The sequence below is a fragment of the Roseobacter sp. HKCCD5988 genome (assembly GCF_037830355.1).
Classification (GTDB): domain Bacteria; phylum Pseudomonadota; class Alphaproteobacteria; order Rhodobacterales; family Rhodobacteraceae; genus M30B80.
In genome coordinates this window covers 1,441,816-1,459,878 of record NZ_JBBLYJ010000001.1, presented here as the reverse complement: position 1 = coordinate 1,459,878, position 18,063 = coordinate 1,441,816, and the positions used below count along the sequence as shown (strand labels likewise).

The window sequence follows — 18,063 nt, the reverse complement described above, 5'->3', positions numbered from 1 at the left end:
CGAGAGCGGCAGCGCATTCCGCCATGGCCGGAAACCTGTAGTCGCGGGCACGCCGATACGGCGTTCTGCCGCGAAGTCGAACAGCCCGGCCTTTGCCTTTACGATTGAGAGTATTGCTCTGCGAATTCGGAACCGAGTCGGCTATGCGGTGGAGAAGGTTTGACGTCAGGCCCATCCCCTCCGCCATTTTCAGGAATGTCTTTTAAATTTTATGTTTAGGCCATTTATCTTGGGCTGGGTTGCCCGTTGGTAACCTATTTGATCGCGCGTTGTTGCTCTGACGGTTTCCCTTTTTGGTCACGGCCTGCGTTCAGTGGGGTGGCCTTTGAAATATTGTGCGGGTCGCGACGGCACAGGGATAGATGTTTTCAATCAGAGATCCCGGGGTTCAAGTCTTTTTGCTGGTGCCAAAAATTCAAATAGGATCAGTATCGCGTGGGCGAGGGGATAAACGGAAGAAAGCGCAATTTTGATGCTTGCCACGAGATCTGTAATTGGGATCTGCGCAATTCTACGCTCCATGTTTTTCACCAAGGATGACAGCCTGATCACCCGGCTTGCGCAGATCGACACCGCGAACACCCCCGTGCATCTGCTGGTGGGTGCCTATGATCTGACCTGCACGCCCGAAGATGCGCGCCGCACCGCCGCGGCCATTCCCGGCGCCACCCTTGCGGTGATGGACGAACTTGGCCATTTCCCGATGAGCGAACACCCCGCGGGCTTTCGCCCCTTTTTCCTCGATGCGTTGGCCCGCATGCCCATGGCCTGCGCCCACGCCGTTTGAAAGGCACGACCCCCATGACCAACCCTTGCATCATCTGCGTCGCGATCACCGGATCGTTGCCCACCAAGGCCAACAACCCTGCCGTGCCGATCAGCGTTTCGGAACAGGTCGAAAGCAGCCATGCCGCCTTCGAAGCCGGGGCAAGTATCATGGAGCTGAATTTTCTCGCTATCAAGCATTCCTGACGTGGACTGCTTGCAACCTGGTCCAGTAGCTATTGCAAAACTTAATCACAAAGCTGATGTCGGTTTTGTGTTATTCATGGCGTTAACGACTTGGTGCAACCTTCAGGGAGACAGGGGTAGATCCTTCAAACCGCAAGCTTTCAAGTGGGCATAGGTCTCATCGTAGTAACTTGGCGTTCGCGTGGGGTCCAATGAGCTACCTAGCGGGACAAAGATGATCATGCCCTGCCGGGCCCTGGTCAGGATCACACGATAGGCGTTTTTCAGGTAGAGTTGACGCTCAGCCTGATTGACTTTCTGCCAGGCGGTGCCCCGAAAGCTGTAGAACTGCCAATCGTCGCCAGTATGTCGGAAATCAGCATCCCAACAAACTCCAACCCAGTCGAGTTCAAGCCCCTGGACGTCGAACTCGGTTGCAACCTCTTCAAGGTAGAACGATGAGCGCACATCTGTTCTTTCGTTTAAGAACCAAGTTGAAGCGTCGATCTTTGCCTTTACGTTCACGCCCTCGGGGCGCAGGCGATGCGCGCCTGAGGATGAAACCAGCCCAATGCGTTCGCTTCCGCGGGCGATGTTCCGAAGCCACCCCCGCGCTGCATCGAGATCTCGCGTTAGCCAAATCGGGTAGCGCCCCTCAATCTGACGATAGACTTCCTTCGCTGCTTCTGTACGATTGTCAACAATGCTGCCAATAAAGCTCGATAGCGCTTCCGCCCTGAACGATCGCATTGATACGCTCAGATGGAGTTCGGGAGATCGTTGAACTGGAAGCTCGTGCAGAAGGCGCACTGATGTCGCGTCCGTTACGTACTCTCCGTCCTCGAGCCGATCTGAGATGTAGATGTCCCAGTTCTTAAAGCGGTCGTTGAGCGCCGATAGCCATTCTCCAAGCCCGGCCTCACCTGTATTGATCTCCTGACCGCCTCCAATCAAGCAAACCACCACACACCAATCGTCGTGACGATCCATCACGCTAATCAAGAATTCTGGTTCCGACATGTCGAAGCCGAGATGTCCACGCTTTGTTTGCATGAATCGGCTTGCCTGCTCACGCGTCCAGGCGCGTTGTGCTTCATCGAATACTGCAACTTTCTCATGGGGCGCGGCAGTATTGTTTAATGCCTCGTCCCGAAAATGGTGGATGTTTTGAATGAAGCTAGAAACTTTACGATGGGCATCTGTTTTTGACGTTCCTTCACGCGTGGCCTCATCCCGCGATAAGGCTTCGCGTAGCACCGAGACCAGGGGACCATTTCCAGAGAGGAACACAGCGTGCTCATCAGAGTGTTCCTGTGCGCGTTTGGTCGCGATGTTGAGGCCGGCTAAAGTTTTGCCGGCCCCTGGAACACCAGTAACGAAGCAGATTGACTTTCGTCCCCCAATTTTGGAGCGATCGATAATCTCTGAAATGCAGCCTGTTGTCTGTCTAAGGTTCCGAGCGCCAGCATCCGATCGGGCGATTTCCTCGACGGCATGATTTTGGTAAAGCGCCTGGGCCGCTTCAACAATTGTAGGCGTCGGCTGATAGCCAGACCTCAGCCAATTCTGAACATTGATGGGGTCAAGCGCAGTTGCGCCAGTGCAGTAGACGAACAACGCAGGCAGTTGGTCAATCCGTGCAAGAACGGGGTACGCGATACCATCCGGCGCGAACCTCACGTTTGGCAGCCCTGCGACTGCCGCCTCGGTTGCGAGGACTATAGGGACGATCGGCAGTTCGTGGCTGCCCTTATGAAAGTTCTTCAGGTCCAGAGCGTAGTCATGGACCTGTTCGATAGCTGAGCGGTCAAAGTTCCGAGCGCCCACCTTGAATTCGAGAATAAAGACTACGCCGTCGAAAAGAAGAACCACATCTGCACGCTTTCCCATTCTTGGGATCGCAAACTCGAACAGGATGTGACCGCTCGCGAGGTCCGACAGCACCGGCTTGAGTAAGTTTATCTGGTTAATCCAGGCGCCGCGCTGCTGGTGTTCTAGAGCGAAGCCATGATGCTGCACGAGAGTGCCCAAGATGGAATCTTCATCGGCTTCAAGAAACGCCGCAATTGGAGCGTCGTAATACGCCACCTGCATCAACTTCACCCGGGTTATTTACCTGACCCCTTTTTAGTAGGGCATGTAACTGATTTTTTCTACTGTGCGTAAGCGGACTGTCATGTGCTTTGTGCTATCTCTGACGGTATCGGGTTGCATTGAATGGCTATCACAGGACGAACTGCCGCGGGAATCTCAGAACTGTGAGTACCGCGCCACAGGTTAAGAGCAGCCCTCATTGCAAGGTCAAGCAGGATGCGCTCGGAGAACTCGCACAAAGCTGTCAAAGTCTACAAACGTTACACCTTTTCTTGACCACCCTACGCAGTTACAGCCAACCCATTATACCCCGGGGCGGGGTCCATCCTCTGGCCATGTGGCCGCCCCCCCCCCCTCGCACTCCCCAGGGTCAAGACTCGCCAGCCCATCCACAGTGGACCTCACAACGGTGTTCAACAACAGTCACGATGGGTCGTCTGGTGGGTGGGTTGGGTGAGTGAGCGCAAAAATAACTCAACAAGATCAATAGCTTGAAAAGGATATTGGCGGAGAGACAGGGATTCGAACCCTGGGTGGAGTCACCCCCACAACGGTTTTCGAGACCGCCCCGTTCGACCACTCCGGCACCTCTCCGCGCTTTGGGTCAGGGTGGTGGGGGAATAGCGGCAGGCGGCAGGGCGCGCAAGGGGGTGTGGGCAGCTGCTTGCAAGATTTTTTGCGGCCTTGAATGCATAGCCCTGTTTGCCATGATTTGCCTCTGACTTCACCTTGACAGTCAAACGCCCTTGGGGCATACGCAGCACACAGGCCGCGCGAGGTGACTCGGGCGGTTTCTGATTTTTGTGATGAACGCCCTGAAATCAGGGTGCGCAGCCAGAGGCGCAAGTGGGTCAAACCCTTGCATCAACACCCCAAGGCGGGGGCCGCACGGCGCGAAACTGGAAAGGAAAGGCCCATGTTCGCGGTCCTTAAGACAGGCGGCAAACAGTATAAGGTGCAGGCGGGTGACGTTCTGCGCGTTGAAAAACTGGCGGCTGCAGCGGGTGAAACCGTTCAATTCAACGAAATTCTGATGGTCGGTGGCGACAAGCCAATGCTTGGTGCGCCGCTTGTGTCTGGTGCTGCTGTTCAGGCCACTGTGATCGACCAGATCAAAGGCGAAAAGCTGATCCACTTCGTCAAGCGCCGCCGTAAGCACAGCTCTAAGCGCACGAAGGGCCATCGTCAGCAACTGACCCTGTTGCGTGTGACAGAGATCCTTGCCTCGGGCGCGGATAAATCTGGCGTTAAGGCGGCTGTTGGCGCGGGTTCTGTTTCTGCGGCTGAAATGGCGGCCTTGGTTGCAGCAACCCCTGCAAAAGCCCCTGCCAAGAAGGCAGCGGCGCCGAAGGCGGCAGACGCGGCAGAGAAGCCTGCAAAGGCAGCCGCGAAAAAGCCTGCGGCCGCAAAAGCAGAGGATGCAAAGGCAGACGCCCCTAAAAAGGCCCCTGCCAAGAAAGCAGCCCCCAAGAAGGACGCCGCCGAGAAGAAAGCCGCAGCACCTAAAAAGGCAGCTGCGAAACCCAAAGCCGCGAAAGCGGACAAGGCATAAGGAGAGAGACACATGGCACATAAAAAAGCAGGTGGCTCGTCCCGCAACGGCCGCGACAGTGCTGGTCGCCGCCTTGGCATTAAGAAATTCGGTGGCGAAGCCGTAATTCCAGGTAACATCATCTGCCGTCAGCGCGGCACAAAATGGTGGCCGGGTGAAGGTGTTGGCATTGGCAAAGATCACACGATCTTCGCAACCGCCAAGGGCAATGTCAGCTTCCGCAAGGGCTTTAAGGGCCGCACATTTATATCCGTGTTGCCGACAGCAGAAGCTGCTGAGTAACGCCACGCTTTTCGCGATGATTTCGAAAAGGGGCCGGCGTTTCAGCCGGCCCTTTTTTCGTTGGTTAAGCCCTAAAATGGGGCAATAGGTGCGATCATGAAGCAAGACAAAATCACCGCGCAATCTGTCATCACGACAGGTCGCTTTCAGCTGCGCCCCTTAAGCATCGCGGATACAGGGTTGATGTCGCTTTACGCATCCGACAAACGCGTGGCCGAGATGACACCCAATATCCCGCATCCGCTGCCACCAGGGGCAGTTGAAGCCATGATTGAGCGCGCCTTGGCGGATCAATCCCAAGATGTGATTTGGGCAATTGATGCCAGCCCTTCAGGTGGGGCGGAATTGGTTGGCGTGATCGAATTGCACCAAATGGATCGCAGGCAGTCGGAAATCCGCTATTGGGTGGCCCCCACAATGTGGAACACGGGTATCGCCTCTGAAGTGGTGCGCGCCCTCATTGCTGCCAATCCGCTAGCCAATGACACAATTTTCGCAAGCGTCTTTCAAGACAACCCAAGCTCGGCGCGGGTTTTGGTGAATGCAGGCTTTGAATATCTGGGCGATGCAGAAAGCTATTCAGTCGCGCGTAGCGCGGCATTGCCCACATGGACATATTTGAAAAAACTGATCTAAGGCGCTAAGGCAGGTTAGACATTCCTAATTTGGCAAGGGAGCGCCATAAGCTGCCCGCGAAAGGTGAACTTATGAAATTCCTTGATCTTGCCAAAGTTTATATCCGCTCGGGCGCGGGCGGTTCTGGCTGCGTCAGCTTTCGCCGTGAAAAATTCATTGAATATGGCGGCCCTGATGGTGGCGATGGCGGGCGCGGCGGTGATGTCTGGGCGGTTGCGGTTGATGGGCTAAACACCCTCATTGATTTTCGCTATCAGCAGCATTTCTTTGCCAAAAACGGGCAGCCTGGCATGGGGCGGCAGCGCACGGGCAAAGATGGTGACGAGATCATTTTGCGCGTGCCTGCGGGCACAGAAATCCTAGACGAGGATATTGAAACCGTCATCGCCGATCTGACCGAGGTTGGCCAGCGCGTGCTGTTGGCCAAGGGAGGAAATGGTGGCTTTGGGAATTTACATTTCAAATCTGCCACCAATCAGGCCCCCCGCCGTGCAAATCCTGGCCAAGAGGCGGTCGAGCGCACCATTTGGCTGCGCCTTAAACTGATTGCGGATGCGGGGCTTTTGGGTTTGCCAAATGCGGGGAAATCGACATTTCTCGCAGCAACGTCCAATGCCCGCCCGAAAATCGCGGATTATCCCTTTACCACCCTGCACCCGAATTTGGGGGTTGTTGGGGTCGATGGGGTCGAATTTGTGGTTGCTGACATCCCTGGTTTGATCGAAGGCGCATCTGAGGGCAGGGGGCTTGGCGATCTCTTTTTGGGTCATATCGAACGCTGCGCGATCTTGTTGCATCTCATTGATGGCACATCCGAGGATGTCGTGGGTGATTGTGAAACCATTCTGACCGAGCTAGAGGCCTATTCAGACGCGCTGTATGACAAGCCCCGTGTCACAGTTCTCAATAAAATTGACGCGCTCAGCGATGAAGAAATCGCCGAAAAGCGCGAGGCCTTGCAAAAGGCGATTGGCGGTAAAGTCATGTTGATGTCAGGGGTCGCAAAAACAGGCGTGACCGAGGTGTTACGGGTCTTGCGCGCGGGGATTGATGACAGCAATCTGCGCCAAAAGAAATTGGACGCAAAGGAAGACGAAGCGTGGCGGCCATAACACAGCCCCAGCAGGCGGTGCCGCAACTGGCACAGGCGCGGCGATTGGTGGTTAAAATCGGCTCGGCCCTTTTGGTCGATGGTGTATCAGGCCAATTGCGCGAGGCATGGTTGCAAGATTTGACCGCGGATATCGCGCGGCTGCGCAATCGCGGCACGGATGTGATCGTGGTGTCGTCTGGTTCAATCGCGCTTGGTCGCGGCGTGCTTGGATTTGGGGCCAAGGCGCTCTCCCTTGACGAGGCGCAGGCCGCCGCCGCCGTAGGGCAAATCCGTTTGGCCCGCGCCTATGAAGAATATCTCGCCCCGCATGGGATCACGGCCGCACAAATCCTGCTGACCTTGGATGATAGCGAGGATCGGCGGCGCTATTTGAACACGCGCGCGACTTTTGCAACGCTTCTCGCACAGGGTGCTGTTCCCATCGTCAACGAAAATGACACTATTGCCACTGATGAAATCCGCTATGGCGACAATGATCGTCTGGCGGCGAATGTGGCCGCCATGGCGGGCGCGGATCAATGTATTTTGTTGTCAGATGTGGATGGGCTTTATTCCGCCAACCCTTCACAAGACCCAAGCGCCATACATTTCCCCGTGATCCATGACATCACCCCTGAGATCGAGGCGATGGCAGGCGATGCGGGAACGGGTCTGTCAAAGGGTGGAATGAAAACCAAACTGATGGCCGCACGCAATGCCATGAGTGCAGGATGCGCAATGGCGATTGCCCAAGGGGCGGTGAGTGCGCCCCTTTCGGCGATTGAGGGCGGCGCGCGGGTGACATGGTTTATTCCAACACTCGACCCCCAAGATGCGCGCAAGCGTTGGATTTTGGGAATGAAGCCCAAAGGCAGCCTGACCTTGGACGCTGGCGCGTTGCGCGCGCTCAATCTGGGGAAGTCTCTACTGCCTGCTGGGGTGCATAAAGTTTCAGGCAGTTTCTTGCGCGGCGATCCTGTAGAACTGCTTGGCCAAGACGGCGCGCATATCGGAATTGGCTTGTCGCGCTATAGTGCCGATGAAACCAAGATTATTGCAGGCCATCATTCTGATCAGATTGAAGAATTACTTGGCTATCCAGGGCGCGCGGCCTTGGTGCATCGCGATGACATGGCCTTATAAGGGAGGGCTGCGCCAGTGACAGAGGATATCACAGGATTGATGAACGGTCTATGCTCGGGCGCGAAAACTGCGGCGCGCGCCTTGGCCATAGCATCGGCTGAACGCAAACATGCAGCCCTGATTGGCGCGGCAGACTATGTGTGGAAATTCCGCGCGGATATTCTGGCCGCGAATGCGCAAGATCTGGATTACGGACGTGGAAAAGGGCTGACAGCGGCGATGATGGATCGCCTCACCCTGATCGAGGATCGACTGCGCGATATAGTGAGTGGCCTGCGGGCGATTGCAGAACAGCCCGATCCGATTGGCGCCACGATTGCAGAATGGGACAGGCCCACAGGGTTGCATATCGCCCGCGTGCGCACCCCGCTTGGCGTGATTGGCGTCATCTATGAAAGCCGCCCCAATGTGACTGCGGATGCAGCGGCGCTATGCCTGAAATCTGGCAATGCCGTGATCTTGCGGGGGGGATCGGAAAGCTTTCATTCTTCGCGCGCCATCCACGCTGCGATTGTGCGTGGCATTACTGAGGCTGGCCTGCCCGCAGAGGCCGTGCAAATCGTGCCAACACGGGATCGCGCGGCTGTCAGCGCCATGTTGAATGCACAAGGACAGATTGATGTCATCGTGCCGCGCGGTGGCAAGGCCTTGGTCGGTTTGGTGCAGGCTGAGGCCCGCGTGCCTGTCTTTGCCCATCTTGAAGGCATCTGTCATATCTATATCGACAAGGATGCCGATTTGGATAAGGCGCTGCCCGTGGTGTTAAATGCAAAAACCCGCCGCACAGGTATTTGTGGCGCGGCTGAATGTTTGCTGATCCATCAAGACGCGATCAATAGCCATGCGGAACCCATTATTGCCGCACTTCTTGCCGCAGGGGTTGAGGTGCGCGCCGATGGGGCTTTGGCCGATATCGCAGGCACAAACCGCGCCGCACCAGACGATTTTGGCAAGGAATTCTTGGATATGATCATCGCCGCCAAGCCAGTGGAAAACCTATCTGCTGCGATGGATCATATTGCCCAGTTTGGCTCGGGCCATACGGATGCGATCCTGACGGAAAACCCTGAGGCCGCACAGATTTTTGCCGCGAATGTCGACAGCGCGATTGTGATGGTCAACGCCTCAACTCAATTCGCCGATGGTGGGGAATTTGGAATGGGCGCTGAAATCGGTATCGCCACAGGCAAAATGCACGCCCGCGGGCCTGTAGGCGCAGAGCAGCTGACCTCATTCAAATATATCGTCAAAGGAAATGGGACGACCCGCGCATGAGTAAAGATCCCAAAACCACCAGTCAGATCATCCGCCGCCAAGCCATGGATATTGGCGTGGCGCGGCCAGTGGCCACACCTTTGCACCAATCCGTAGTCTATGCCGCAGGCAGCCCTGACCAACTGGACGCACAATATCGTGGGCAATTGGCGGGCTATACCTATGCACGCGAAGGTCATCCTAACGCAGCCGCATTGGCCGCGCGTATTGATGCCCTAGAAGGCGCAGAGGGCGGCCTGATCACGGGGTCTGGCATGGCCGCGATCACCGCCGCACTTCTGGGGCTTTTGAAGGCGGGCGATCACATGATCGGCGCCGACCAGCTATATGGCCGCTCCTTGCGGTTGATGTCGCAAGACCTGCCGCGTTTTGGAATCGAGACGGGTCAATTTGATCCGACCGATGCGCCAAGCCTCAAACGCGCCCTTCGCCCCAATACAAAATTGGTTTTGGTCGAGGCCCTCTCAAACCCCACCTTGCGTGTGGCCGATATGGCAGGCATTGCCGAGATTTGCACCCAACATGGTTTGATCATGGTGTTGGACAACACCTTTACCACGCCCGCAATGATGCGCAGCTATCAGGTCGGGGCAGATATCATCATCCATTCCGTGACCAAGCTTTTGGCGGGCCATGCCGATGTGACCTTGGGCTATGTTGCCGCGAAAAACCCAGACCATCGCAAAGCGATCTATGATTTTGCGGTCACCACGGGCTTGACGCCTGCACCCTATGAATGTTGGCTGGCCGAACGGGGTCTGTTCACCTTTGATCTGCGCTATGCGCGGGCAGAGGAAAATGCAGCCGCCTTGGCCGAATTTTTGGCCCATCATCCAAAGGTAAAGCGCGTGCTATATCCAACGCGTCCCGATCACCCTGATCACAACCGCGCCATGGCGCTATTTGAGGGGCAGGGGGGCAATATGCTGTCCTTTGAGATTGAGGGCGGTCGCGATGCGGCCAATCGTTTTGTGCAAGCGGCCCCCAATATCGCCTTTGCGCCCACATTGGGGGATGTGGCCTGCTCTCTTAGCCATCCCGCCTCGAGCAGTCACCGCGCCTTAACGCCAGAGGGGCGCGCGGCCCTTGGCATCAGCGAAGGCTTTTTCCGCCTGTCAGTCGGGATTGAAGATGTGACGCAACTGAAATCCGATTTCACAGCGGCATTGGCAGCGGTGTAAACCCTGATCTACCTGTCCTTATCGCCCAAAACCAACAGGCTAACCGTGAACCCCAAGGCCTGATTTTCCAGTTCTTGTCGGATCAAAGCGGGGTCAGGCAGCTTATCGCAAATGACCACCAGCCGCCCCCGAAATACGGCCTTGCGCAGTTGAACCGCCAATTCAATCGCGTCAAATTTCGGGCCAATCAAGGGTGAGATCACCATATCAGGGCGCTCAGTGGCCAAAATTTCGGGCATTTTATCAATATTTGCCGCAATAACCATTTCCGCGGCATCAACCACCATGCGCGGCAAACGAGAGGCGAGATTTGGGGGAACATCCACCAAAACCAAGTTGCGCATCTGACCCAACGCGGTGTCATTATTCGAAGCCGATGACATCGTCCCGCACTTTCAATTCGGACATCTAAGACCTGACGCCTAATCCATTATCCGCCGCAAAATCGTTACAGATGCAACGAATTAGAATGAAAAAGCACAAAAAAAAGGGGCGGTCGACATTTTCTGAAACTTGGCGAAGCTAAAGTGCATATTGATTCGACCCTTTACCCCCAAAAAAGGCCCAAAAAATGACCAATACCCATTCCTTTGAGGCAATTGTGACAGCCATGTTCGATTGCGTGCCTGACCCAATGGTTCGCTTGGGGCCAAATGGTATTTTGCTCGAACAAAACGAAGAAGCTGAGGCCATGTTTGGAACATGGGCGCAAGGCCGCTCGTATGTGACACTGTTCCGCCAGCCTACTTTGGCGCGGGCGATTGAACAGGTTTTGCAATCTGGCGTCTCATCCGAGGCGGAATTTATCCAAACCAGCACCGCAGGGGCCGAGCGGTTTATCGTGCGCATCACGGCCTTGCCCGAAGCAAAGCTTGGTATTGTCTTGCATTTCGAAGATGTCACCCATTTGACCGAGGTTGAAGAAATGCGCCGCGATTTTGTGGCCAATGTCAGCCACGAATTGCGCAGCCCGCTTACGGCAATTCTTGGGTTTATCGAAACACTGCGCGGGCCTGCCGCCAAAGACCCCGCAGCGCAATCGCGTTTCTTGCAGATCATGCAGGATGAAGCACAGCGGATGAACCGCCTAATCGGGGATCTTTTGTCGCTGTCACGGGTTGAATCACAACAGCGTCAGCGCCCCGATCAAGTGATTGATGTGATGCATGTTGTCTCGCGCGTGCAGGCAGCCTTGCGCCCCTTGGTCGAAGAAAGCGGCTGTCAGGTGATGATACAGCGCCCCGATGATGTTAGCACCGAATTGCGCGGCGACAGCGATCAACTGACACAGGTTTTCCGCAACCTTATTGAAAACGCCCTGAAATATGGCGGACAGAACAAGACCCTAACAATCAAGATGCGCCACGAGACAGGTCAGGGCAGCCTTAAGGGCAGGCTTTTATGTGTCGATGTCATCGATCAAGGGGAAGGAATTGATGCCTTGCACATCCCGCGCCTGACAGAGCGATTCTATCGCGTGGACAATCACCGCAGTCGCGCCATGGGGGGAACGGGTTTGGGCCTTGCGATTGTAAAACACATCGTCCAGCGCCATCGCGGGCGTTTGAAAATCACTTCGGAACAGGGGAAAGGCAGCTGCTTTTCCGTGATTCTTCCGAGCGAATAACCATCGAAATCCGCTATTTTCCTAAAGTAATGCTCAAAATTTCGGAATTTCACAGAATTTTCACAAAATTTGGGCGATCCGAGGGCATTGTCATATAAATGTTACGTTTCTGTCACAAAAGCTTGGCGAACCACGCATAGGCAGGCCCACAAGAGCGCGGCACTGGTGCCCGTTCTGCCAACCCGAAAACCACTTGGAGTGACAGAAGAATGTCTTTCACAAAATTGACCGTTTCCGCCCTTGCCTTGGCGGCATTGTCCGCAACGGGCGCAGCCGCGCAGAGCCGTGACTATGTCAGCATCGCGGGCTCATCCACGGTTCTGCCTTATGCAAATATCGTTGCCGAAGCGTTTGGCGCTGAAACCGATTTCGCAACCCCCGTTGTTGAGGGTGGCGGTTCGTCCACTGGCCGCCGCATGTTGTGCGAAGGCGTTGGCGAAGGCACAATCGATATCGCGAACTCCTCTAGCTTGATGAAAGACTCCGAGCGCGAAGTATGCGCAGGCAACGGCGTAACCCCAATCGAAGTTCGCATTGGCTATGACGGCATCGTATTCGCCTCTGACATCAATGGCCCTTCTTTCGCTTTTACACCTGCAGATATCTACTTGGCGCTTGCCGCTGAGTTGCCTGTTGATGGCGCAATGGTTGCCAACCCAAACACCAACTGGGCTGACGTAAATGGCGATCTTCCTTCTCAGGAAATCAACATGTTCGTTCCTGGCACGAACCATGGCACGCGCGAAGTTTTCGAAGAAAACGTGATCCTCGCAGGCTGTGAGGAAACTGGCGCAGCAGAAGCAATGGCTGGCATGGGCATGGACGAAGATGCGGTTGAAGAAGCCTGCATGACCCTTCGCGCCGATGGCCGTTCGGTTGATATCGAAGGCGACTATACACAGACGCTTGCAAATCTCGACAGCACCCCAACAGGTATTGGCGTATTCGGTCTGTCTTTCTATGAAAACAACACCGACCGTCTTCAGGTTGCGACTATGTCTGGCGTAACCCCAACCGTTGATGCAATCGCATCTGGCGAATACCCCGTATCGCGCCCTCTGCAGTTCTACGTCAAGCAAGAGCATATCGGCGTAATCGCTGGTTTGAAGGAATATGTTGAGTTCTTCATCTCTGACGAAATTGCAGGCCCTGGTGGCCCATTGGCTGATTACGGCCTTGTGCCAGATCCAGAATTGGCAGCGACTCAAGCAATGGTTGCAGGCCTCTAAAATCTGACGATCTTCTAAATTCGGCCTGGGCGGTTCCACCGCCCAGATCCACCCCGCCCAAAGGGCAAAACTTAAAAGAGCAGAGCGGACGACCAAATGCCCCTGACAATCAGCATTTCGCTTGTTTTGGCCCTTATCGCAGTGCTTGCGATTGTAGGCTTTTTTATCGGGCGCGCCCGCGCGATTTCTGTCGCAAACGGGGTTGAGTCGAGCCTGCATTCGCTTCCGAAACAACATGGCATGCATGTGGCCCTTGCGGCCTCTGTGCCTGCACTGATTTTCATTATTCTCTGGTCGATTGGTTCAGGGATTGCTTCTAACAGCTATACCGCCTCGATCATTGATCCCAATGCACCTGAATTGCAGTTATCCGCTGACGTTACCGATGGCTTGCCGCAGGACGAGATAGACGTTCGTCTTGCCGCGCAGCGCGATCTCTTCGTTGCGAATGTCAAAGGTTTGGCGGTTGCGATTGATGGCTATATCGCCAATGGCAACGCAACCGAAGCCGATATTGAGAGCTGGCGTGTAGATTTCACCCCGTTGGCGCAGCGCTTGCGCGATGACGGGCAAATTATTGGCGCGAATATCTCGCAAAAAATGTTTGAGACCGCTTTGCGCCTGCGCGGCTTTAACGCCACAGTCGAACTGACAGGGCGGCTCGGCGCAGTATTTTTGGCCATCGGCGGGTTTCTCTATGGTCTAAAATTGATCAACCCCGATTTCCGCGCGCGCATCTCGGTCGAGCGTTGGATCCTTGCCTTTTTGATCTTTGCCTCCACCATCGCCATTTTGACCACTGTTGGCATTCTGTCAGCCATCACATTCCCCACATTAGCCTTTTTCAAGGAATACGGGATTTTCAATTTCCTCTTTGGGATGGAATGGGCCCCTGCAGGCGATGTTGCAGGCGCGCCTGAGGGGCCAGATGGCAGCTATGTGTCGGCGCTTGGGTTTTTGCCTTTAATATGGGGCACCCTTTACATTGCGCTTGTGGCATTATTGGTGGCGGTTCCTTTGGGCCTCTCCGCGGCAATCTACCTGTCGGAATTCGCCCCAAGCGCGCTGCGCGCCACGATCAAACCCGCGCTAGAGATCCTCGCGGGGATCCCGACAATCGTTTATGGTATCTTCGCCCTTGTGACAGTCGGCCCGTTTTTACAGGCGGTGGTGGGGTCAACGATTATGCCCAACACGGTCTCGGTTCTGACCGCAGGCGTGGTGATGGGAATGATGTTGGTGCCGTTCGTATCGTCTTTGTCCGATGATGTGATCAATGCCGTGCCGCAGGCGATGCGGGATGGCTCGCTTGGTCTGGGGGCGACACCCGCGGAAACGGTGACCAAGGTGATCTTGCCTGCCGCGCTGCCTGGCATTGTGGGCGCCATCGTTTTGGCCGCGTCCCGCGCGATTGGGGAAACCATGATTGTGGTTCTGGCCGCAGGCGCATTGTCCTCGGTCACAGGATTGGAGCCAAACCCATTCGGGGCGGTTGTGACTGTGACAACCCGCATCGTGGCCGTCCTCACGGGCGAGGGGTCAGGGTTCGACTCGATTGATGTTCTGGCGGTTTTCGCGCTGGCCTTCACGCTCTTCTTCGTCACGCTGGGGTTGAACCTGCTCGCACAGCGGATTGTTGCCAAATATCGGGAGCAGTATGACTGATGACTGATCTGTTCAACCCCTCTGATCTGCCAAAGCGCAAGATGCAATCGCTATATGCCCGCTCAGAACAGGTGCAAAAGCGCCACCAAAAGGGTCTTGCGCTGCGCATTCTTGGCATCTCGGCCATCACAGTGGTTTTGTTTTTCCTGTGTGTGCTTCTGTGGTCAATCGTCTCGCGCGGCATCCCTGCGCTCTGGCAATATCAAGCCGAGATTGAACTCTATTACGACCCTGCAATTCTGAATGAAAACGGGGGCGAAGTTACGCCAGAGGAAATCGCTGACGTCAGCCTGCGCTCGGGGTTTGAGCGCGGGATTTACGCAAACTCTCTCAAGGCCACAATTGAGGCCGCAGGGATTGACGTCATGGCCACTGTGACCGCGCGCTACGCTGACCGTGCGGAGGAAATTCTTGCCCAAGCAGGGCTAATGGATGGGGCAGGGGTGCCTTTGTCGGATCTGCGAAACGGTGCTGTTGCAGGGGGTGATGTCGCCCGTATCTTCGGCCAACCGGGCAGCGCCTTGCGCGGGGCACAATCTGCCCTTGAGGGCGATGATATCGCCGCCGCAAATACCGCGCTTGATGCCGCCGTTACGGCCCTTTCTGGTGCGGGCTTTGCATCTGCCGCGTTACAGGTTCAGGCCATTGCCGATGGGATCACGGCTGATGCCATGCCCGCTGCCGCCACCGCATTGGCGCAAACAGGCCTGCAATCCGCCTTACTCGATGCCGCAGGTCTGATGCGCCAACCCGCAGAATTTGATGATGCTGCCTTGGCCTCGATGATCTATACCGCCAATCGCCGTGATACGCGTGATTACCTCGTAGCTAATCCCAATCTGGTCGGTGATACTGAATTCACTGGCGTGCCTGTTGCAATCTCACTCACCCGCTATCTGACGGGTGAATTGCAAGGCCGCGGTCAGGCCGATATGCCACCTGGTTTTGGATTGGGTCATCTGGCCATGGCGGATGCAATGGTCAAGGCCGACATCATCAATCGCCATTTCCATTGGAAATTCTTCACCAATCTTTACTCGCAAAGCGGCGAGATTACGGGGATTGGCCCTGCCTTGATGGGCTCGCTCTATATGATGCTGGTGGTCTTGGTGTTCTCGCTGATTTTTGGGGTCGCAGCCTCGATTTATCTTGAAGAATTTGCGCCCAAAAACAAATTCACCGATTTTATCGAGATCAACATTGCCAACCTTGCGGCGGTGCCATCCATCGTGTTCGGTATCCTTGGGGCCGCAATTTTGTTCGCGCTGACGGATCTTGGAATTACAACCTCCATTCGGGGCACGGCCTTACTCGGTGGCTTTGTTCTGTCTTTGATGACACTGCCCACCATTGTGATCGCAACCCGCGCGGCCCTCAAGGCGGTGCCGCCTTCAATCCGCGAAGCAGCCCTCGGGGTAGGGGCCTCGAAGGTGCAGGCCATGTTCCACCATATTCTGCCCCTCGCAGCACCTGGCATTCTAACGGGCACAATTATCGGTATTGCGCAGGCCCTTGGGGAAACCGCACCTTTGCTGTTGATTGGTCTGTCTGTATCAACGGGCGCGGATCTGCTATCCTCGCCCTTCAGCGGGGGTCTGTTGGAGCAGACACAATCGATGCCAACGGTTGTTTACCTTTTGGCACAAAATGAAGATGCGCCTGTGCGCGAAGGTTTGGCACAATCCGCGATTATCGTGATGCTGGCCCTTCTGTTCTCGTTGAACTTCCTCGCCATTATCCTGCGCCGTAAATTCGAGCGGAGGTGGTAAGTCATGGAGACGAAAGTGAATAATATGCAACTCGACACCCGTATTGCAGGCGAGGATGCCATCAAGATCGCCACGCGCAATGTGCAGGTCTATTATGGCGAAACCCATGCGATTAAGGATGTGAATGTCGACATTCTCGATAAAACTGTGACCGCCTTCATTGGGCCGTCAGGCTGCGGGAAATCGACCTTTCTGCGCTGCTTGAACCGCATGAATGACACCATCTCGATTGCGCGTATTGAGGGCGATATTCGCATCGATGGCGAGGATATTTATGACCGCCGCGTTGACCCTGTGCAATTGCGCGCCAAGGTGGGGATGGTGTTCCAAAAACCAAACCCGTTTCCAAAATCCATTTACGAAAACGTGGCCTATGGCCCGCGCATTCACGGCTTGGCCCGCAGCAAGGCCGATCTAGACGAGATCGTGGAGAAAAGTTTGCGCCGTGCGGCCCTTTGGGATGAGGTGAAAGACCGCCTTGATGCCCCTGGAACGGATCTATCGGGCGGGCAGCAGCAGCGCCTTTGTATCGGGCGGGCTGTGGCCACCAACCCTGAGATTTTGCTGATGGACGAGCCTTGTTCAGCGCTTGACCCTATCGCGACCGCGCAGGTGGAAGAATTGATTGACGAGCTGCGCAGCAATTATTCGGTCGTGATTGTCACCCACTCGATGCAACAGGCCGCGCGCGTCAGCCAAAAGACCGCGTTTTTCCACCTAGGAAACTTGGTTGAATTTGACGACACCTCAAAGATTTTCACCAATCCCGAAGACCCGCGCACCGAAAGCTATATCACGGGCCGTATCGGTTAATTCTCGGCTTGGAAGGGCTGCCATGAACACGAATGAACATATCGTTTCCTCATTTGACCGCGACCTAGAGAGCATTCAGGCGGGGATCATGAAGATGGGCGGGTTGGTCGAGGACTCGATCCATAAATCGGTCTTGGCTTTGGACACGCGCGACCCTGAACTGGCCGATCTGGTGCGGGCAGGGGACGCGGCCATTGATGCCTTGGAAACCCAAGTGAACGAGGAAGCCGCGCGCATTTTGGCCTTGCGCTCGCCGACAGCGTCCGATTTGCGCACGGTGCTTTCTGTTTTCCGTGTCTCGACCAATTTGGAACGGATTGGGGATTACTCGAAAAATATCGCCAAGCGCAGCCATGCGGTGATGGCGCAGCCCCCGATTGAGGGCGCAACTGCCTCACTGCGCCGAATGGCGCGCGAGGTGGAACTGATGCTTAAAGATGTGCTTGATGCCTATATCCAACGGGATCTGGGCTTGGCCGAAGATGTGCGCGAGCGCGATCTTGAAATTGATCAGATTTATTCTGCACTTTTCCGCGAATATCTGACGTTTATGATGGAAGATCCAAGATCAATTACGGCCTGTATGCATTTGCATTTTATGGCAAAAAATATTGAGCGCATGGGGGATCACGTCACCTCGATTGCCGAGCAGGTGGTCTATCTTGTAACGGGCGCAATGCCTGAGGATATCCGCCCCAAGCAAGATGTGATCTCTGAAACCTCTAACCAGTTGTAATCCAACAAAAAAGTAGC

At 55.4% G+C, this 18,063-nt stretch carries 15 protein-coding genes, 1 tRNA gene and 2 pseudogenes; 15 read left to right on the top strand and 3 right to left on the bottom strand.

Annotated features, from left to right (window positions below; genetic code table 11):
• Window positions 1-523: 523 nt before the first annotated feature.
• Together AAC636_RS07240 and AAC636_RS07235 are read left to right on the top strand one after the other, a co-directional pair.
• Window positions 524-787, top strand: a pseudogene (locus tag AAC636_RS07240) (alpha/beta fold hydrolase); the annotation flags it as partial.
• Window positions 788-801: 14 nt separating this feature from the next.
• A pseudogene (locus tag AAC636_RS07235) lies at window positions 802-936 on the top strand (3-keto-5-aminohexanoate cleavage protein); the annotation flags it as partial.
• A gap of 138 nt (window positions 937-1,074) precedes the next feature.
• Here AAC636_RS07235 and AAC636_RS07230 read toward each other — a convergent pair.
• Window positions 1,075-3,045, bottom strand: a complete 1,971-nt coding sequence (locus AAC636_RS07230) for a DUF2075 domain-containing protein (RefSeq protein WP_340251223.1) — start codon at window positions 3,043-3,045, stop codon at window positions 1,075-1,077.
• A 504-nt stretch (window positions 3,046-3,549) separates the two neighbouring features.
• Window positions 3,550-3,639 (bottom strand) — tRNA-Ser (locus AAC636_RS07225).
• Window positions 3,640-3,961: 322 nt separating this feature from the next.
• Here AAC636_RS07225 and rplU point away from each other — a divergent pair.
• From rplU to AAC636_RS07190, 7 genes are all read left to right on the top strand, one after another.
• A complete protein-coding gene (rplU, locus tag AAC636_RS07220; RefSeq protein WP_340260661.1) occupies window positions 3,962-4,597 on the top strand; it encodes a 50S ribosomal protein L21 in 636 nt (211 codons plus the stop codon).
• A gap of 12 nt (window positions 4,598-4,609) precedes the next feature.
• Window positions 4,610-4,879 (top strand): 50S ribosomal protein L27, encoded by a 270-nt coding sequence (gene rpmA / locus AAC636_RS07215; RefSeq protein ID WP_340300933.1) that lies wholly within the window; start codon window positions 4,610-4,612, stop codon window positions 4,877-4,879.
• Window positions 4,880-4,975: 96 nt separating this feature from the next.
• Window positions 4,976-5,515: a GNAT family N-acetyltransferase gene (locus AAC636_RS07210; RefSeq protein ID WP_340300932.1), complete on the top strand. Its 540-nt coding sequence runs from the start codon at window positions 4,976-4,978 to the stop codon at window positions 5,513-5,515.
• A 71-nt stretch (window positions 5,516-5,586) separates the two neighbouring features.
• On the top strand, window positions 5,587-6,627 hold the full coding sequence (gene obgE / locus AAC636_RS07205; RefSeq protein WP_340300931.1) for a GTPase ObgE: 1,041 nt from the start codon (window positions 5,587-5,589) through the stop codon (window positions 6,625-6,627).
• 17 nt (window positions 6,628-6,644) lie between these two features.
• Entirely contained in the window at window positions 6,645-7,751 is a 1,107-nt protein-coding gene (gene proB, locus AAC636_RS07200; protein WP_340261440.1) for a glutamate 5-kinase, read from the top strand.
• A gap of 39 nt (window positions 7,752-7,790) precedes the next feature.
• On the top strand, window positions 7,791-9,026 hold the full coding sequence (locus tag AAC636_RS07195) for a glutamate-5-semialdehyde dehydrogenase (protein WP_340301113.1): 1,236 nt from the start codon (window positions 7,791-7,793) through the stop codon (window positions 9,024-9,026).
• Window positions 9,023-10,207 carry a trans-sulfuration enzyme family protein gene (locus AAC636_RS07190; protein WP_445322545.1) on the top strand — a complete coding sequence of 395 codons (1,185 nt, stop codon included), beginning with the start codon at window positions 9,023-9,025 and terminating at the stop codon, window positions 10,205-10,207. Before AAC636_RS07195 ends, AAC636_RS07190 begins: the two co-directional genes overlap by 4 nt.
• An 8-nt stretch (window positions 10,208-10,215) precedes the next feature.
• On the opposite strand, the gene AAC636_RS07185 is transcribed toward AAC636_RS07190, so the two are convergent.
• Window positions 10,216-10,590 carry a hypothetical protein gene (locus AAC636_RS07185; RefSeq protein ID WP_340300930.1) on the bottom strand — a complete coding sequence of 125 codons (375 nt, stop codon included), beginning with the start codon at window positions 10,588-10,590 and terminating at the stop codon, window positions 10,216-10,218.
• A gap of 188 nt (window positions 10,591-10,778) precedes the next feature.
• Here AAC636_RS07185 and AAC636_RS07180 point away from each other — a divergent pair, with 188 nt between their 5' ends.
• The 6 genes from AAC636_RS07180 (at window position 10,779) to phoU (ending at window position 18,046) form a co-directional block, all read left to right on the top strand.
• Window positions 10,779-11,834, top strand: coding sequence for an ATP-binding protein (locus AAC636_RS07180; RefSeq protein WP_340300929.1), 1,056 nt, complete (start codon window positions 10,779-10,781; stop codon window positions 11,832-11,834).
• A 209-nt stretch (window positions 11,835-12,043) separates the two neighbouring features.
• Complete coding sequence (locus tag AAC636_RS07175) at window positions 12,044-13,063, top strand: PstS family phosphate ABC transporter substrate-binding protein (protein WP_340300928.1); 1,020 nt, start codon at window positions 12,044-12,046, stop codon at window positions 13,061-13,063.
• Between the two features lie 96 nt (window positions 13,064-13,159).
• A complete protein-coding gene (pstC, locus tag AAC636_RS07170; protein WP_340300927.1) occupies window positions 13,160-14,728 on the top strand; it encodes a phosphate ABC transporter permease subunit PstC in 1,569 nt (522 codons plus the stop codon).
• The gene (pstA, locus tag AAC636_RS07165; RefSeq protein WP_340300926.1) at window positions 14,728-16,497 is read left to right on the top strand and encodes a phosphate ABC transporter permease PstA; all 1,770 of its coding nucleotides are present in this window, start codon (window positions 14,728-14,730) and stop codon (window positions 16,495-16,497) included. Before pstC ends, pstA begins: the two co-directional genes overlap by 1 nt.
• Before the next feature lie 3 nt (window positions 16,498-16,500).
• Complete coding sequence (gene pstB / locus AAC636_RS07160; protein WP_445322544.1) at window positions 16,501-17,310, top strand: phosphate ABC transporter ATP-binding protein PstB; 810 nt, start codon at window positions 16,501-16,503, stop codon at window positions 17,308-17,310.
• A 22-nt stretch (window positions 17,311-17,332) separates the two neighbouring features.
• The gene (gene phoU, locus AAC636_RS07155) at window positions 17,333-18,046 is read left to right on the top strand and encodes a phosphate signaling complex protein PhoU (RefSeq protein WP_340300925.1); all 714 of its coding nucleotides are present in this window, start codon (window positions 17,333-17,335) and stop codon (window positions 18,044-18,046) included.
• Window positions 18,047-18,063: the final 17 nt, after the last annotated feature.

What these genes read in the sequence shown, in the direction of transcription:
- AAC636_RS07180 (WP_340300929.1), top strand. Translation starts at nt 10,779, where the DNA reads ATGACCAATACCCATTCCTTTGAGGCAATTGTGACAGCCATGTTCGAT.
- AAC636_RS07190 (WP_445322545.1), top strand. Translation starts at nt 9,023, where the DNA reads ATGAGTAAAGATCCCAAAACCACCAGTCAGATCATCCGCCGCCAAGCC.
- AAC636_RS07195 (WP_340301113.1), top strand. Translation starts at nt 7,791, where the DNA reads ATGAACGGTCTATGCTCGGGCGCGAAAACTGCGGCGCGCGCCTTGGCC.
- AAC636_RS07175 (WP_340300928.1), top strand. Translation starts at nt 12,044, where the DNA reads ATGTCTTTCACAAAATTGACCGTTTCCGCCCTTGCCTTGGCGGCATTG.
- obgE (WP_340300931.1), top strand. Translation starts at nt 5,587, where the DNA reads ATGAAATTCCTTGATCTTGCCAAAGTTTATATCCGCTCGGGCGCGGGC.
- rplU (WP_340260661.1), top strand. Translation starts at nt 3,962, where the DNA reads ATGTTCGCGGTCCTTAAGACAGGCGGCAAACAGTATAAGGTGCAGGCG.
- pstB (WP_445322544.1), top strand. Translation starts at nt 16,501, where the DNA reads ATGGAGACGAAAGTGAATAATATGCAACTCGACACCCGTATTGCAGGC.
- phoU (WP_340300925.1), top strand. Translation starts at nt 17,333, where the DNA reads ATGAACACGAATGAACATATCGTTTCCTCATTTGACCGCGACCTAGAG.
- AAC636_RS07230 (WP_340251223.1), bottom strand. Translation starts at nt 3,045, where the DNA reads ATGCAGGTGGCGTATTACGACGCTCCAATTGCGGCGTTTCTTGAAGCC.
- pstA (WP_340300926.1), top strand. Translation starts at nt 14,728, where the DNA reads ATGACTGATCTGTTCAACCCCTCTGATCTGCCAAAGCGCAAGATGCAA.
- AAC636_RS07185 (WP_340300930.1), bottom strand. Translation starts at nt 10,590, where the DNA reads ATGTCATCGGCTTCGAATAATGACACCGCGTTGGGTCAGATGCGCAAC.
- AAC636_RS07210 (WP_340300932.1), top strand. Translation starts at nt 4,976, where the DNA reads ATGAAGCAAGACAAAATCACCGCGCAATCTGTCATCACGACAGGTCGC.
- pstC (WP_340300927.1), top strand. Translation starts at nt 13,160, where the DNA reads ATGCCCCTGACAATCAGCATTTCGCTTGTTTTGGCCCTTATCGCAGTG.
- rpmA (WP_340300933.1), top strand. Translation starts at nt 4,610, where the DNA reads ATGGCACATAAAAAAGCAGGTGGCTCGTCCCGCAACGGCCGCGACAGT.